Source organism: Vibrio splendidus (genome assembly GCF_003345295.1).
Classification (GTDB): Bacteria; Pseudomonadota; Gammaproteobacteria; order Enterobacterales; family Vibrionaceae; genus Vibrio; species Vibrio splendidus_K.
Genome location: NZ_CP031055.1, coordinates 3,423,397 through 3,440,361 on the forward strand (window position 1 = coordinate 3,423,397; position 16,965 = coordinate 3,440,361).

At 40.2% G+C, this 16,965-nt stretch carries 12 protein-coding genes and 1 pseudogene; 12 read left to right on the forward strand and 1 reads right to left on the reverse strand.

Annotation, left to right across the window (positions count from 1 at the left end; genetic code table 11):
• The 3 genes from DUN60_RS15470 to DUN60_RS15480 all read left to right on the forward strand — a co-directional run bounded on the left by DUN60_RS15470 (position 1) and on the right by DUN60_RS15480 (position 5,781).
• Entirely contained in the window at positions 1-3,612 is a 3,612-nt protein-coding gene (locus DUN60_RS15470) for a glycosyltransferase (RefSeq protein ID WP_114634239.1), read from the forward strand.
• A gap of 140 nt (positions 3,613-3,752) precedes the next feature.
• Entirely contained in the window at positions 3,753-4,655 is a 903-nt protein-coding gene (locus DUN60_RS15475) for a glycosyltransferase family 2 protein (protein ID WP_114634240.1), read from the forward strand.
• A complete protein-coding gene (locus DUN60_RS15480) occupies positions 4,648-5,781 on the forward strand; it encodes a glycosyltransferase family 4 protein (RefSeq protein ID WP_114634241.1) in 1,134 nt (377 codons plus the stop codon). Before DUN60_RS15475 ends, DUN60_RS15480 begins: the two co-directional genes overlap by 8 nt.
• On the opposite strand, the gene DUN60_RS15485 is transcribed toward DUN60_RS15480, so the two are convergent.
• A complete protein-coding gene (locus DUN60_RS15485; RefSeq protein WP_114634242.1) occupies positions 5,771-7,642 on the reverse strand; it encodes a polysaccharide biosynthesis protein in 1,872 nt (623 codons plus the stop codon). The two genes, DUN60_RS15480 and DUN60_RS15485, sit on opposite strands and share 11 nt — an antisense overlap.
• A gap of 172 nt (positions 7,643-7,814) precedes the next feature.
• Between DUN60_RS15485 and DUN60_RS15490 the strand changes: the two genes are divergently transcribed.
• The 9 genes and pseudogenes from DUN60_RS15490 (at position 7,815) to DUN60_RS15530 (ending at position 16,965) form a co-directional block, all read left to right on the forward strand.
• Positions 7,815-8,759, forward strand: a complete 945-nt coding sequence (locus DUN60_RS15490; RefSeq protein WP_114634243.1) for a UDP-glucose 4-epimerase family protein — start codon at positions 7,815-7,817, stop codon at positions 8,757-8,759.
• Between the two features lie 112 nt (positions 8,760-8,871).
• On the forward strand, positions 8,872-9,420 hold the full coding sequence (locus tag DUN60_RS15495; RefSeq protein ID WP_114634327.1) for a sugar transferase: 549 nt from the start codon (positions 8,872-8,874) through the stop codon (positions 9,418-9,420).
• Between the two features lie 312 nt (positions 9,421-9,732).
• Complete coding sequence (locus DUN60_RS15500; RefSeq protein WP_171309012.1) at positions 9,733-11,472, forward strand: SLC13 family permease; 1,740 nt, start codon at positions 9,733-9,735, stop codon at positions 11,470-11,472.
• 18 nt (positions 11,473-11,490) lie between these two features.
• Complete coding sequence (gene cysD, locus DUN60_RS15505; RefSeq protein WP_114634245.1) at positions 11,491-12,405, forward strand: sulfate adenylyltransferase subunit CysD; 915 nt, start codon at positions 11,491-11,493, stop codon at positions 12,403-12,405.
• A 6-nt stretch (positions 12,406-12,411) separates the two neighbouring features.
• Positions 12,412-13,059, forward strand: coding sequence for an adenylyl-sulfate kinase (gene cysC, locus DUN60_RS15510; protein ID WP_114634246.1), 648 nt, complete (start codon positions 12,412-12,414; stop codon positions 13,057-13,059).
• Positions 13,059-14,021, forward strand: coding sequence for a DHH family phosphoesterase (locus DUN60_RS15515; RefSeq protein ID WP_114634247.1), 963 nt, complete (start codon positions 13,059-13,061; stop codon positions 14,019-14,021). The genes cysC and DUN60_RS15515 overlap by 1 nt, the downstream gene beginning before the upstream one ends.
• 142 nt (positions 14,022-14,163) lie before the next feature.
• Entirely contained in the window at positions 14,164-15,573 is a 1,410-nt protein-coding gene (gene cysN / locus DUN60_RS15520; RefSeq protein ID WP_114634248.1) for a sulfate adenylyltransferase subunit CysN, read from the forward strand.
• A gap of 163 nt (positions 15,574-15,736) precedes the next feature.
• Positions 15,737-15,870, forward strand: a pseudogene (locus tag DUN60_RS15525) (sugar transferase); the annotation flags it as partial.
• Between the two features lie 585 nt (positions 15,871-16,455).
• A complete protein-coding gene (locus DUN60_RS15530) occupies positions 16,456-16,965 on the forward strand; it encodes an outer membrane beta-barrel protein (protein WP_235451173.1) in 510 nt (169 codons plus the stop codon).

Consider the following 16,965-nt stretch of genomic DNA (forward strand, 5'->3'; position numbering starts at 1 on the left):
ATGAACGAATCGAGTCTTCCTCTAATTTCAATATGCATGGTTACTTATAATCATGAAAAATACATTTCAGACTCTATTGAAAGTTGTTTATCTCAAACTTATGAAAACTTTGAGATAATTATTGTTGATAACAACTCTACAGATGGTACTGTTGAAATAATAAAAAGTTATGAGTCTGAAAGCAATAAAATAAAATTGATTGCTCTGGATAATAACACATTTCCTTCACATGCATCTAACTTAGCAATTAGATCTGCAAAGGGAGTTTATATTACTTTACTTTCGGGTGATGACCTTTATTACAATAAAAAACTAGCAATGCAATTGAAGTTGATGCGTGAGAGTGGGGCTCGTTTTTCTTTCTCTTGGGTCGACACAATTGATGATGAGAGAAATATATGTGATCATGAATTATCTAAAGTATTTAATAAGTATTTTAGTAGCTTAGAGATCAAAAAGCATTTCATGGATTGTGGAAATATGTTGTGTGCGACTTCAGCTATGTTTCATAGAGACATCTTTGAAGAGTATGGTTATTTTGATGAAAGGTTACTTCAACTTCAAGACTATGACATGTGGTTAAGGTTATCTTCTACTGAAGATATTACATTACTTAGCCATAAATTGTCTGCGTATCGGGTGAGAGGAGACGGTGAGAATTTGAGTTTGGCTATCAACGACTCAAAGTTTTTCCGAAGTGAGTATGAACAGTTTCGCGTTGAACGTCACTTTTTAGACTTTGATCTGGAATTCTTGTCATCTGTTGTGCGTTCTGAATGCTCAGATTCTTCTAAATATCATAAGTTACATGATTATCTAATTAGTGTCGGTAAATTTGCATCGGCTAAGGCAATACTCGATGAGTTCTATAATCGCATTGGCGCTAACATTAATTTCCCTTCCGATAACTACAGTAGCTTTTTTGACTTATACTCAAAATCAGATTTTTTCAGGAGTAAAGATCTAGGTGAAATCAGCAGTTTACGTCAAAAGGTTGAGTCGTTAGAAGATCAAGTCGAAGTTTTTGAGATCGCGGCTAATCGTTTAAACGCCATTGAAAGCTCGACGACTTGGAGAGCTGTACAGCCAATCATAGCCGTACTTTCAAAAATGAAGAGAATGAAGGGCCTCGTGCTCTATCTACCACGAATTATCCGTCAGAAAGGTCTCAGAAATACCCTAAATTATGCTTTTCAAGTCTTTAAGTCAGGCGGGTTACGCACTCTCGTACATACAGCTTTAAATAGTTCAGCGAGAGGACATGTCCATAGTTTTACTGAGAGAGACTTTATCAACAAACCTTCAGTATTAGCTCATGGCGTTTGTCTAAACTCAGTCACAATCATCGCTGAGTTAAGTATACAACAGTGTACTAAATACAGAGTTACACAGAAAAAGGAAATGCTGGAGCTATTAGGTTTTAAGTGTGAAGTGGTTTCTTGGACTGATTACTATAAGTCGAGAACGAGTATATCCCATTCGTCAGTAGTTATTTTTTATCGGGTTCCGAGCACTGATACTGTATTGGCTTTGATAGAAGAGTGTAAACGCCTCAATGTAAAAACTTTTTGGGAAGTCGATGACCTTATCTTTAACGAAGCTATACTAGCAGAAAGTAAAACTGTTAGTGATCTCTCGAGCGAAGTTAGAACTCAAGTTTTGGAAGGCGCTAATTCTTATAAGCAAGCACTTCTTGCGTGTGATATGGCAATTGCTTCGACCTCTGGTTTAGCCGAGTCTATGAAGGCTGAAGGAGTCGGTAGTGTTTTCATACTTGAAAATTGCTTAGATTCAGAAACTCTTCAGCTAGCTAATGAAATATTAAAGAGTTCGGAAAAGAAACAGAAAATAGATAATAAGATTCGGATAGTATATGGCTCAGGAACATCAACTCATAACATTGATTTCGAAGAAGCCGCTTCGTCTATTGCGAAAGTGCTGAGAGAAAACTCTCAGGTAATTTTTAGAATTATAGGTTTACTGGAGCTACCATCCTGCTTTGATGGCCTTGATGCTCAAGTAGAACGCTTTGAACTTTGTAGCTACTCTGAGTATTTACGTTTGCTATCTGAGTGCGATATCAGTATTGCACCCTTAGAGAAGTATATATTTAATGAAGCCAAAAGTAATATTAAATATATTGAAGCATCTATAGTAAAACTTCCTTCAGTATCATCTCCTTTGAGTGCCTTTGTCGATGTCATTAACGATAGGGTAAATGGTTATATAGCTAGTGATCAGGTTGAGTGGTTTGACAAGCTGACAAAGCTTGTTTGTTGTGAGCAAACGCGACAAGACATGGCGATTAATGCAAATACTACAGTCTTGGCCCGCTATAATACAGAATCGATAGCAAACACCCAGTTAATGCCAATTGTAAGAGACTATAATTGTATTAAGACCAAACCAAGAATAGTTGTATTCAACGTTTTTTATTCTCCAAGGTCTTTTGGTGGTGCTACGATTGTCACAGAGCAAATAAATAAGATTCTACAAAAACATAAAGGCTACGAAGTATATGTGGTTACTACGCTTCCTGTTGATGATACTTTACGAGCTTACGAGCCTGTTCGTTATGAGGTAGAAGGTGTAACTGTATTTGGTGTGCCTGTACCAAATGAGGATATGGAACTTTACAATAACAAATCAATTGTAGAGCCAGTAGCCAAAATATTAGAAGTGGTTAAGCCTGATCTGGCCCATGCACATTGCTTACAAGGACTGGGAATCGGTGCTCTTCAAAGTTGTATTGATAAAAATATTAACTATATTGTTACTGTTCATGATGCTTGGTGGCTATGTTATAAGCAGTTTATGATCGATTCAAAAGGCGAGTTCTGTGGTCAAGATAAAATTGATTTAAGCAAGTGTAAGAACTGTACCGATAATCAAAAAACGCCTTCACTTCGAGATACTGAACTCAGGCATTATCTCAACAATGCATGTGAAGTTTTAGCTCCGAGTAGTTATACTGCAGAGCTTCATGATCTAAATAATATGCACCCTAAACCTTTAACCGTTGATAGAAATGGTATTATTATGCCTAAAGCATCAATAGTTAAAAAGTTTAACGGTAGTATAACTTTTGGTTATGTCGGCGGAAATACTCCTATTAAAGGCAGTGACTTGGTATTAAAAGCTTTCTCTAATGTTAATAATTCTAACGCTTTCTTGAGAATAGTCGATAATATGATAAATTTAGGACACAAGTCTTATCCGGATCATATTGTATCTAGCATTAATAACTGTACTATGGTTCCTGGGTATAACCAAAATAATATTGATGATTTTTTTGAATCTATCGATGTGTTGTTATTCCCCTCAAGATGTAAAGAAAGCTTTGGTCTTACCGTCAGAGAGGCTATTGCTAGAAATGTTTGGGTTATTACCACTGATTCAGGTGGTGTTACAGAGTGTATTATTGAAGGTGAAAACGGGAATGTTATTCCATTCTCTTCTGATTCAAAGAAGTTAGAGAGTGCAATAAATAATGTTATCACCCAGTATGAGAAGCTGAAGCTTGGAGATGATATTGACTTGCCTAAAGATTCGATCACATATTTTAATGATCAAGTAGATAATCTTGATAGAATATACAAATCACACCTTTAGGAATAAATAATTTGGTTGGGTTGAATTTTGTACTTTTTCAACCCACTCCTTAATTGGAAAACTGTCGTCATTTTATTTTTCGGTTGTTATTAGTTGTGGTTGTAAGCAGTATTTATAAAAAATTAGATAATGATAAATTTATGCTTGAAAATAAAAAAGAAGTTTCTGCGATAATTATTACGTTCAATCCAGTCCAAGAAGAACTGAAGTTATTAGTTGATAAATTGAAGCTACAAGTTTCAAAAGTTTATATAATTGATAATAATTCCTCTTTGCCAATAGATATAGATGACTCTGAGCAAGTCGATGTGACACTTTTATTGGACAATATGGGGATAGCATATGCTCAAAATATTGGTATTAATAAGGCATTAAATGAGGGCTTTATTGACTTTATTTTGTTTGATCAAGACAGTGTTCCATCGGAATCAATGGTAAATGAGTTGTTTATAGCTCGACAAGTAGCTCAATTTGAAGGTCAAAGAGTTGCAGCAGTTGGTCCTGTTCATATAGATCAAGATACATTTTCTGAATGTTTGTTTATTCGCACATCTATGTGTAATGTCAATAGGTTCTTCCCGAGTGATAGAAGTGAAAACATCTTCTCTCCATGTGACTTTCTGATAGCTTCTGGCTGTCTTATTTCAAAGACCATGCTTGATGATATTGGTTATATGGAAGAGGAGCTATTCATTGATTGTGTTGATATTGAATGGGGATTTAGAGCGAAGAGTAAAGATTATGTTTGTATCGCTGCATTTAATGCGAAAATGTATCATAAGGTTGGCGGTGCTCCATTGAAAGTTTTAGGTCAAAGCCTTACAACTCATTCCCCAGTACGTCATTATTACTATTATCGTAATTTTTACCGTTTGCTACAAAGGACATACATACCATTGAGTTGGAAAGTTTACACTCTTATAAGATCAAGCTTACAAGCACTCATTTTTTGTGTATTTCTTAAACCAAGGCTTCAGCATTTTAAATGTATCGTAAAAGGGATATTTCATGGTCTAATTGGTCGCAGTGGTAGGTATGAGTAAAAAAATAGTTTACGTAATTAATGTTGATTGGTACTTTCGTCTTCACTGGTTAGAGCGAGCAGAGTACTTCCAATCTTTAGGTTTTGATATTAATATTGTTAGTAGCTTTTCAAATGATGCGATTAAAAATGAATTGGAATCTAAAGGTTTTAGTTGTCATCAGTTATCTGTAAAAAGAAAAAGTGTTAACCTTCTTCGAGAGATCGGTAGTATTTTCCGCCTTAAGAGAATATTAGATGAAATTGAACCTGAATTGATACATTGTGTGACAATTAAGCCTAATATATATGCAGGCTTGTTAAATAGATTGTTTTTTAATAAACCGATAATCTATAGTGTAACTGGGTTAGGCGCAGTTTTTAGTTCTAATTCAATAAAATTCAATCTCTTAAGACGTATCATTACTACGCTCTATAAGTCTATCTCTTCTTCTAAGGCTCGTTTTATTTTTGAAAACAACGAAGATTATCAACTATTTGATGAGCTTGATATTTTGAAATATGGAAACGGCCGCGTGATCAAGGGAGCTGGAATTGATTTGACTCGCTTTTCTCCTTCATTATCACCGTTAAATAAAAACGTTTTGTTTGGTGCTAGACTTTTGAACGAAAAAGGGTTGGCCTGCTTAGTCGAAGCAAAGCAGATTTTGGAAAGTCAAGGTGTTGAATTTACGCTTAATGTTGCGGGGATTATTGATAGCGACGTTTCCTCTGCTATCCCTCTTAGTCAAGTAGAGGCTTGGGCAAGCTCTGGTGATATTAATTGGCTAGGTAATGTGCAAAATATGCCTAAGCTAATAAAAGAAAACGATATAGTGTGTTTGCCTACTACATATGGTGAAGGTGTCCCTCGAATCTTAATCGAGGCAGCTTCTTGCCAAAGAGCAATAATCACAACTGATGTCGTTGGTTGTCGTGAAATCGTAACTCATAATGTTAACGGTTTACTGGCGCAACCTGGAGATGCAATTTCACTCGCTAACTGTTTACGCGCGCTGCTTGAGAATGATGAAAAAACTCTTGAATTTGGTGTTAAGGGGCGTCAAAAAGTTGAAACAGAGTTTTCTCAAGAAATGGTATTTGAAAAAACTCTAAAGGTTTACGATGAGCTTGATGCTATTCGTTAGTATTGGGTTTATAGCCAGTTGGAGCATCTAATAGAATCCTCATAATACATTCTTCGTCAAAGTTATGACAACAGCCATCGAGTTGTTCCAAAAGTGGCTGCATTTCACTCCAATTCAACATCTGCTCTCTGGCTGTCATGATCTTTTGATGGCCACTACCTTCCACGTTATCCCCAATCAAAAGCTCTTCATAGAGCTTCTCTCCTGGGCGTAGTCCTGTGAATTTTATAGAGATATCGCCTTCTTGAGGTGAACCTTCTATATTTTCTTGCATACCCATGAGGTGAATCATTCGTTTCGCTAGGTCTAAAATCTTGACTGGTTCACCCATATCGAGGACGAATACTTGACCATTGTTACCCATTGCTCCTGCTTGTATAACAAGTTGAGCAGCTTCGGGGATTAGCATGAAATAACGAATGATATCAGGGTGAGTTACGGTTACAGGGCCGCCACATTTTATTTGCTTTTTGAATAATGGAACCACTGAGCCTGAAGATCCAAGGACATTGCCAAAACGTACCATGGTGAAATTTGTGGTGTCTTGCTTATCAGCCAACGCTTGAAGAACTAACTCAGCCATGCGCTTGGTTGCACCCATTATGTTAGTTGGTCTTACTGCTTTATCTGTTGAAATGAGAGTGAAGTTTTTTACCCCTGTTTGGATCGCAGCTTCAGCGCAAGCAAGTGTGCCAAACACATTATTACGAACGCCTTCAACAATATTATCTTCAACTAATGGAACATGTTTATATGCTGCAGCATGGTAAACAGTTTCAACTCCATGCGCTGTCATCAGTTTTTCTAAGCGGTTTTGTCTCTGAACTGAACCTAGAGCTGCAACGATTCGAGTTTCGCTTTTTAAGTTGATTTTTGTTGAATTCAGTTCTTGGTCGATTTTGTAAAGGTTGTATTCATTTAGCTCCAATAGCACAAGTGTTTTTGGTTTCTGTGACATGATTTGACGACACAGCTCAGAGCCAATAGAGCCTCCAGCGCCAGTGACCATAACATTCTTATTAAAAATGTTTTGTGCTAAAAGTTCCTTGTCTGGGTCAACGGCTGCTCTCCCAAGTAGATCGGCGACATCAAGATCTTTCACGTCAGTAGCTGCTGCTTTACCGGCTGCTATATCTTCCACTGATGGTACAGATTGCACTGCGATTGGCCAGTGTGACAATTTTTCAACCAACCTCAAGCGCTCACCTTTATTAATCCCATTAATGGCTAAAAGCAGCTTTACGGGTTGATAAAGTGATTGGAGGTGTTCAAATTCACTTGGGTGGTGGACCTTAAGTCCAAATAATATTTGACCTGACTTTGTAGGGTCGTCATCAAGTAATACGACTGGATTGTACTCATCACCCTGAATCAGAGCATATGTTAAGTCGCGGCCGGTAGCTCCTGCGCCATAAATAAACACATTGGGCTTTTGGCGCTTAAACCAGTGATAATAAATTGAACGGATAAGTATTCTGGGGCCACCTAACGTCAGGGTAGCCAAGCCAGCATATATAAATGGTACACTTCTCGGGATGAACGATTGGAAAAAAAAGCCACTCATTATTAAAGCTAGGGTCGATATTATAACCCCAAAGAAAATGTTGCCAACGGCTGGCAACATCATATAGCGTAGGACGGCTCGGTACATTCCTAATTTAACGAAGCTATAAATTGTGATTGAAACAGTAATGAAAAGAGTTATTAGTTCCTCTATTTCGACTGCAAAAAATGCATTTCCAAGCCTTAAGGCGATGGCTAAATAGAGTGAAATCACGATAGCGAAAATATCATAGCCAATACTGATGTAACGCTTGTTCTTGCGTTTGGCATTAAGCAATATATGTATTGGTCTGATCATGGTGTTCCTTAGCGAGCCACTGAGCGTCTTAAGTTTGATAGTTATAGTTTTTAGAATGTATTTTAATGTTGTTGAGTGCGGTAAGCTAGTTGTAATTGATTGTTATGTGTCACTCGGTACCTTTACTGTTAATGTTGTTTATTATTTGTTCTACATTTAGGCTTTTTGCATTATGAAAATTTTAGTCACAGGTAGCACTGGTTTTGTAGGCTCTAGAGTTGTTGAGTTGGCCAGAGAGCGTGACTGGGAAGTCATTCCGGTTGTGCGTAAGCAAATAGAGCCACTTACTAATAGCTTGGTTGTTCCTTTCATTGACGCTTCTACCGATTGGTCTGGTGCATTCGAAAGTGTCGATTGTATTGTTCATTGTGCTGCTCGAGTTCATCAAATGAATGAAAGTGAACAAGATGCCTTAACTGCCTATCGAGAGACAAACACCCTCGGCACTTTGAACCTAGCAAGGCAAGCGGTTGAAGCTGGGGTGAAAAGGTTTGTATTCGTCAGCTCTATTAAAGTTAATGGTGAATTCAGTGAGCCGCGATCACCGTTTCAGCCTAACCTAAATAATATCCCACAAGACCCTTACGGTTTGAGCAAGCATGAAGCCGAAGTTGAGTTGGCTAAGCTTTCAAAAGAGACAGGTTTAGAAGTGGTTATCATTAGGCCACCATTAGTTTATGGGCCTGGCGTAAAAGCCAATTTCCTATCTATGATGCGTTTGATTGATAAAGGCATTCCGTTACCCTTTGGTGCTATAAAGAACCAGAGAAGCCTAGTTTATCTGGATAATCTATCCAGTTTGATACTGAGGTGTTGTGAACACCCTTTGGCTCCGGGCTATACCTTCTTAGCTTCTGATGATCATGACGTATCGACAACTCAATTGATGCAAAGCATCGCTCATGCTATGGGGAAATCACCGCGATTAATTCGAATCCCAATGTCTTGGATACAAGCTGGTTCGTCAGTTTTAAATAAACAGCACATAGCGCAAAGAATATGCGGCAACCTCCAGGTTGAGATAGGTTTAACGAAAGAGCTCTTGGGATGGAAACCTCCTGTAAGTTTTGAGCAAGGGATCAAAAGAACAGTAGAAGCTTACTTGAAGTCGCATTGATGCGTTTTAGGTAGCTTATGGCTTTCTTATCCATAAATTCTTCAGGTATCCTTTATTGATTAATGGTGCTTATAGCGCCCCATGTTTTCAATCCGAATTTGATAGGACACATATTTTGATTCGTTTGTTAGATTTTGTTTTTGCTTTCTTTGGCCTGTTGTTCCTATGGCCAGTATTTCTCATTATTTGTATCCTTGGTTACTTTGATACGGGGTCGCCTGTCTTTTTTCAGACCCGTGTAGGTTGTAACAAAAAACCTTTCACCTTGGTGAAATTCCGCACGATGCCTGTCGAAACAAAGTCTGTAGCGACTCATTTAGTTGGAGCGAGTTCAGTGACTAAGCTTGGTAGATTCCTGCGTAAAACCAAGCTTGATGAACTGCCTCAGTTATACAACGTACTTAAAGGTGAAATGAGTTTAGTTGGTCCAAGACCATGTCTGTTTAACCAGCAAGAGCTGATTGATGAGAGGGAGTCGAGAGGAGTGTTGTCGGTTAGACCGGGTGTGACGGGGTTAGCTCAAATCAATGATATCGACATGTCGACACCGAAAAAACTCGCGGAGTGGGATCAACGCATGATTAACACGTTGAATACTAAATTGTATTTCCAATACATCATTCAAACAGTATTGGGCAAAGGCTCAGGCGACCGCGTTTAATTTGCCTCTTGCTTTCTTAGCTATCTTTGACGTTTTTTAGAATCAGTCTTGTATTGTAACTAGGCTTCGTCAAAGGGCTATAACGTGTAGTGAGTATAGCTGATTAGATCGTAGGTGATTGAATTATAAGCACCACTTTACGTAACAAAGTCAGTGTTCGTTAGTTTTAGTGTTGACGAGAGCCATGAACTGACGCCTGTATTTCCCTATTTGATGGTGTCACTATACTTAAGCCTATAACGTCACCTGATAGGCTGTTCTCTTTGGTGTTTATCTTCTCATACCTTAGTTTGTTTATTTGGAGCATTGGTTTTGCTTGATTGGTTAATGAATCCTGCTGTTCAGGTACTTGGCTTGTTCGTTGCAACAATTTGCGGCTTGATACGCTTTCAATCGCAGTCTGATAGAGTGTTTGGTGTATTGTTGTTAGTGCTTTTTACCAGCTCTCTTGTTACGACAGAGCAGGTTATCCAAAGCTTTTCAAATATGGGTTTATTAACTTTGATGCTGTTGATTATTTGCTCTGTAGCATTAGAGAAAACGAAGCTACTAAGAGTAGTTACCAACTATGTTATTGGACCTAATTATAGTCTCACCTTGCTCAGGTTATTCAGCTTAACCACTTTTTCTTCAGCGATATTGAACAATACTGCGGTCGTTTCCACTATGTTGGCACCGATCCGCAACAACCCGCACCACAAAGCCAGTAAACTACTTATCCCTCTTTCTTATGCAGCCATACTGGGTGGAACCTTAACCTTAGTTGGAACGTCCACTAACTTAATCGTCAATAGTTTGGTTATCGACTCAGGTTTGCCTAGTTTGAGGTTTTTCGACTTTACCGTTGTGGGCTTATGTTTGGTAGTGGGTTGTGGGGCGCTTTTGTTTGCATTAAGCCCATTATTGCCAGAGTACGATAAAAGCCAAGTTCAGATTCGTGACTATATTATCGATACTGAAGTCGCTTCAGATTCAGATCTAATCGGAAAGTCTGTAGAACAAAATGGTCTTCGACATTTAGAGTCTTTATTTTTGGTTGAAATATTGAGAGAGGGGCGCTTGATATCGCCTGTTACTCCTCAGGAGATTATTGCACCCAATGATCGCTTGTTGTTTAGTGGTGACGTGAAGAAGGTAACGATATTAAGGGAGTTCAATGGCCTTTCTTTGTTCGCGAGTAATAGCGGCTTACCCCTTGATAACCTTTCTGAAGTGGTCATTAAACCGGAAAGTAATTTGATAGGGAAAACACTTAAATATTCAGGTTTTCGTGCTTTGTTTGATGCTGCTGTCGTTGCGATTAAACGCGATGGGGTGGCGCTATCGGGCAAGCTTGGCGAGGTGACGCTTGAGGCCGGTGATTACTTAGTACTTGCAGTGGGAAACGATCACTATTCTAGAAATAATATCCGTAAGAATTTTTACTTATTGAGCGAAGTCGAAACGGATCAGTGCTTAGGTGGCTGGAGAGAAAAGCTGACTGTTGTTGGTTTTCTCGGTTCTATCTTATTGGCGGCGTTAGGTATTGTGTCTCTTTTTAAAGTGATGCTGATATTATTAGGTGTACTATTGTTGTCAGGGTGTTTAACGGCTAATGAGGTTCTGCAGCGTTTGCCTAAAAATATTTGGTTGATTATATCCTCAGCCCTGCTTTTGTCTCAGGCTTTAACGAATAGTGGTGCTTTGCGTGGGGTAGAAACAATGGTTCATTCATATGACTATTTGTTTACTCCACTGACGGGCTTGATTGTTGTTTATGTATTGGCATGGATGATGACAGAGTTAGTCACTAATAATGCGGCTGCAGCACTCGTACTTCCTATTGGAGTTGAATTGGCTTCGAGTTTATCTGCAAACCCCCAAGCATATATACTTGCAGTAGCGTTTGGCGCCAGTGCCAGTTTTATTAGCCCGTATGGTTACCAAACTAACCTGATGGTGTTTAATGCGGGTCAGTATAATCTGCAAGATTTTGTGAAAGTAGGTGTGCCGATGTGCCTGCTTTATGGCGTGATTGTGTTAACCGCAATTCCTGCCTTTATTGGATTGTAATTTAAGGACTTCTTTGAAATGAATATTTCTCCAGAGCGTATGACTCATCTAAAGCAACTAGAAGCTGAATCTGTTCATATCATGCGTGAGGTTGCCGCTGAGTTTGATAACCCGGTAATGCTATATTCTGTCGGTAAAGATTCTTCGGTGATGCTCCACCTAGCGCAAAAAGCATTTGCGCCAGCGACGCCTCCGTTCCCGTTAATGCACGTAGATACCACGTGGAAGTTCAAAGAAATGATTCAGTTTCGTGACTATATGGCGGAAAAAGTGGGTATGAAGTTGATTGTGCATCAAAACCCTGAAGGGGTAGAGATGGACATTAGCCCATTTGTCCATGGCAGCTCTGTACATACTGACATCATGAAAACCCAAGGCTTGAAGCAAGCTCTAGACAAGCATGGTTTTGACGCAGCATTTGGTGGTGCACGTCGTGATGAAGAAAAGTCTCGAGCCAAAGAGCGTGTATATTCCTTCCGCGATGAACATCACCGCTGGGACCCAAAAAATCAACGCCCTGAGCTATGGAATGTGTATAACGGTAAAGTAAATAAAGGCGAGAGCATTCGAGTGTTCCCTCTATCAAACTGGACTGAGCTGGATATCTGGCAATACATCTACCTAGAGAACATTGAAATTCCAGGACTATACCTAGCGGCAAAACGTCCAGTAATTAAGCGTGACGGCATGCTCATAATGAAAGACGATGAGCGTATGGAGCTCAAAGAAGGCGAAGTTATTGAAGAGAAGATGGTTCGTTTCCGTACGCTTGGCTGCTACCCATTAACCGGGGCGGTAGAGTCTAAAGCCGCGACGCTGCCAGAAATTATCCAAGAGATGCTACTAACCACAACGTCTGAACGCCAAGGCCGTGCCATTGATCATGATTCTTCAGGCTCAATGGAGAAGAAGAAACGCGAAGGGTATTTCTAAACTGTTATGACGACTCCATACCAACGTAAAAACAATGACTCGGTGAGTGACGATGTCGTGTGGCATAACTCAACGGTGACCCATCAAGATCGAGTGGCTCAAAAAGGGCAAAAGCCAGTAATACTTTGGTTCACTGGTTTAAGTGGTTCCGGTAAATCTACCGTCGCCAATGCAGTGGAAAGTAAACTGCTGCAAATGGGCAAGCACAGTTATCTGCTTGATGGCGATAATGTGCGCCATGGCCTTAACAAAGATCTAGGTTTCTCTGATGCTGACCGCATTGAAAACATCCGCCGCATTGGTGAGGTAGCTAAGCTGTTTGTTGATGCGGGCAATATTGTGTTAACTGCGTTTATCTCGCCGTTTGTTTCTGATCGCCAACAAGTGCGTGAATTGGTAACTGAAGGTGAATTTCTTGAAGTGTTTGTCGATACCCCGCTAGAGGTGTGTGAAGCACGCGACCCTAAAGGGCTCTACAAGAAAGCACGTGCCGGTGAGATTAAACACTTCACAGGCATCGACTCAGAATACCAAGCACCGGTGAATCCTGAAATCCATCTGCATACTGCAGAGCTATCTATTGAAGCTTGCGCGGATTTTGTCGTAGCTGAACTTGAGAAGAAAGGCTATCTACAACTAGGAGAGCATGCTTAATGCATTATGACGTATTTAACGGTGATGCTGATGGCATCATTGCCTTGTTGCAACTGAGATTCGCAGAGCCCAAAGAATCTATATTGGTTACCGGCGTGAAGCGTGACATTCAACTGCTGAAGCAAGTGGATATTGACCAAGCTGAATCAGTGACGGCGCTGGATATCTCCATGGAGAAAAACCTACCAGAACTGGAAGTGCTTTTGCAAAACAACGTGAAAGTGTTTTATTGCGATCATCACCGTAGCGGCGATATACCACAGTCAGACAACCTAGATGCACTAATTAATTTGGATGCAGAAGTGTGCACCAGTTTACTGGTTAATAATCGCCTAGGCGGACAGTTCGCTAAATGGGCCGTTGCGGCCGCGTTTGGTGACAACCTGTTTGCTTCAGCCAATAAGCTAGCACAAGAGATTGGCTTAACCGAATCGGAGACCAAGTTCTTAAAAGATCTGGGCACTCTGATTAACTATAACGGTTATGGCGCAGCGCTGAATGATTTGCACATTGCCCCGGCAGACCTGTATCAACAATTGACAGCCTACGTTGACCCGTTATCGCTACTCGATGATGAGAGCTCGCCGTACCACACGCTGAAAAAAGGCTATGAGCTAGACCGTAACCAAGTGCTGAGCATTAAATCGGTTCACTCGGACACACAATGTAAAGTATTTGAATTACCGTGTGAAGCGTGGGCAAGGCGCATTAGTGGTGTGTTTGGCAACGAGCTTGCAAATCAAAGCCCTGATTTAGCGCATGCAGTATTAACTCTAAACGCGAGCGAGCAAGATTACACGGTGAGCGTGCGTGCACCATTGAGCAACCGTGTGGGTGCGGATGACATCTGCTCATCGTTTCCAACTGGTGGCGGTCGTAAAGCAGCTGCAGGCATTAACGCGTTAACGCTAGATGACAAGCAGAAGTTCATCAACACGTTGTCAGCGTATTATGCTCATTAAATGAAATGTAATTGCGGAAGGTACATAGCTACTTTCTGCAATGTGGAGCTAAAGCTCCCATACTCTAGAGTGCAAAGCATTCGAGTAGACAACCCAATTATACAGGGCATTGAAGCCTGAAAAAGAAGATTAGGAGAACGATATGTCTCACAGCTCAGAGCTAATCGCAACGGACATCGAAGCGTATCTTAAAGTCCATGAAAACAAAGATTTATTACGTTTTTTAACTTGTGGTAACGTTGATGATGGTAAATCTACATTGATTGGTCGTTTGCTTTACGATTCAAAATTGATTTACGAAGATCAAATGGCGGCGATTGAGAAAGACTCTCAGAAGTTCAACACCACCGATGGCGATTTCGATTTGGCTCTTTTAGTTGATGGTCTGCAATCAGAGCGAGAGCAGGGCATTACTATCGATGTAGCATACCGTTACTTCTCAACGGACAAACGTAAGTTCATCATCGCTGATACTCCAGGGCACGAGCAGTACACTCGTAACATGGTGACAGGTGCCTCTACCTGTGATTTAGCGATTGTCATGGTGGATGCTCGTTACGGCATTCAAACGCAAACTCGTCGCCATAGTTACATCTGTAGTTTGCTGGGTATTAAACACATCATTGTAGCCATCAACAAGATGGACTTGATGGAATACAGTCAAGATGTGTATAAGAAGATTAAAGCCGATTACCGCGAAATGGCGAAGAACTTCAACATCGATGATATCCGTTTTGTGCCGATTTCAGCCCTTAACGGAGACAACGTGGTGACACCAAGTGAAGCGATGGATTGGTATCCAGGTGCAACGCTGATGAAGCTGCTTGAAACCGTTAAAATTGATCAAGATAAAGACTTAGAGCACATGCGTTTCCCTGTGCAATACGTGAATCGGCCCAACCTTAATTTCCGCGGTTTCTGTGGTACGTTAGCTTCAGGCCTCGTTCAAGTTGGTGATGAAGTGACGGTACTACCGTCAGGCAAGAGCTCACGTGTAAAATCCATTTACACCTTTGATGGTGAGTTGGATACCGCACGCCCCGGCCAAGCTATTACACTTACTCTTGAAGATGAAATTGATGTGTCACGTGGTGATATGCTCGTGCATAACGGTCACGAGCCTAAAGTTACGAATAAAATAAATGCTAACGTAGTGTGGATGGGTGAGAACCCAATGCGTACGCACAAAGAGTACATATTTAAATTTGCGACCAAATCTTGTATAGGTAAAGTGACGGGCATCCCTCATAAAATTGATGTCAATACATTAGAACAGAACGCTGAAGAGAGTGAAACGTTAGACCTTAACGAGATTGCTTTGTCTGAGATTGTATTGACGGACAAGATCGCTGTTGATACTTACCAAACACTACCACAAACAGGTTCATTCATTGTAATTGACCGCCACAACAACGTGACTGTAGGTGCTGGTATGATTTCCTCCATATCCGGTGAGAAAACAGAAAAAGTTCGGGTGTACTCTCAATCTGAGAAAGATCTGAATGCTTATGTGCGTAAACATTTCCCAGAGTGGGGGTGCGCAGAGGTATAACCTCGTCAGACTGCTGTATCGTACTTAACTTGGCCACTACAGTCTTAGGTAAACGTGCGGGGGCTTGAGTTGTTCCAAAAAGGTTCTATTTCTTCCCTGCTAGGTTATGCCTAATTAAAAGCTATTCGTAGAGCTTTTAATTAGGCATACCTTCTTGTCTTATGATGATATCGACATGTCGACACCGAAAAACTCGCGGAGTGGGATCAACGCATGATTAACACGTTGAATACTAAATTGTACTTCCAATACATCATTCAAACAGTATTAAGTAAAGGCTCGGGCGACCGCGTTTAATTTTCATCCATTCATCTTTTTACCCCTTTCTGACGCAATCCTGACGTTTTTTTGAATCGCTGTGGTGCGTTTACTAATTATACATTTACTTGATAGCGGTTATTACCTATCATGTTGTTCAATTAGTTGTTTAATCAGAGTAATTCCTTTTTAGGCTATCTATCATTGATTAGATGGTCTTGGTTGGATATTGAAAGCAAAGCAGCAATCTTCTTGTGTTGGTATCTTCTGAGTACCATTTTTGTAATGTCATACGAAAAGATTATGCTAGCTGCTCGCTTGCAACATAATAAGCAAGCTACTCTTAAGTTCTTTGTACTTGTTAAACAACATTGAGAAATCTGGCGAAATTCAAAAGTACAGTATTGAGCTATTTTTAGCTTCTAGCTTCTAGCACTCAATATTGTGCAATTACGTCAGTGATTTTGGTACGGAATGGCGTGTATGAGTGTCTGCTTTTTGGGCTTTCATACAAAAACTGATTAGACTATCGCTTAGATTTGCTAGGAAAATCAGCCTCAGTTCAGTTTTAAATATGGAAGATATAATTATATGAAAATGCAGTGGTTAGTTAGGGTTTCACCTTTGTTGTTACTATCAACAGCAGCTGTTGGAGCTGATAATTTATACGTAGGCGCTAAAGTTGGTAATGTAACTGCCGATAACTTTGCACCATTAGTAGAGAGCCGCACGGCTATTGATGACTCAGACACATCTTACGGTCTGTTTGTTGGTTATCATATCGTAGATACACTAGCCATCGAAGGTGGTTATAACTACCTTGGTGAGTATGATCTTAAAGACATTGCAGGTGGCAGCTACGAAGCAAGCAGCTTTGATGTGGTGCTTAAAGCCTCTGGAAATGTAACTGATAGCTTAGCGCTATACGCAAAAGGTGGCATCGCCATTTATGACTGGAAAGCAAACGGTGCAGGTGTTGAGTCTGATGATTCTGGTGTGACTCCAACGATTGCTTTTGGTACTGAATACTCGATTACGTCGGCAATGAAAGTCGGTATTGAATACCAGCTATATCAAGATATTGGTGGCGTCGATATCGACTCGTTTAATGTTGCTTTGTCGCACAGCTTTTAA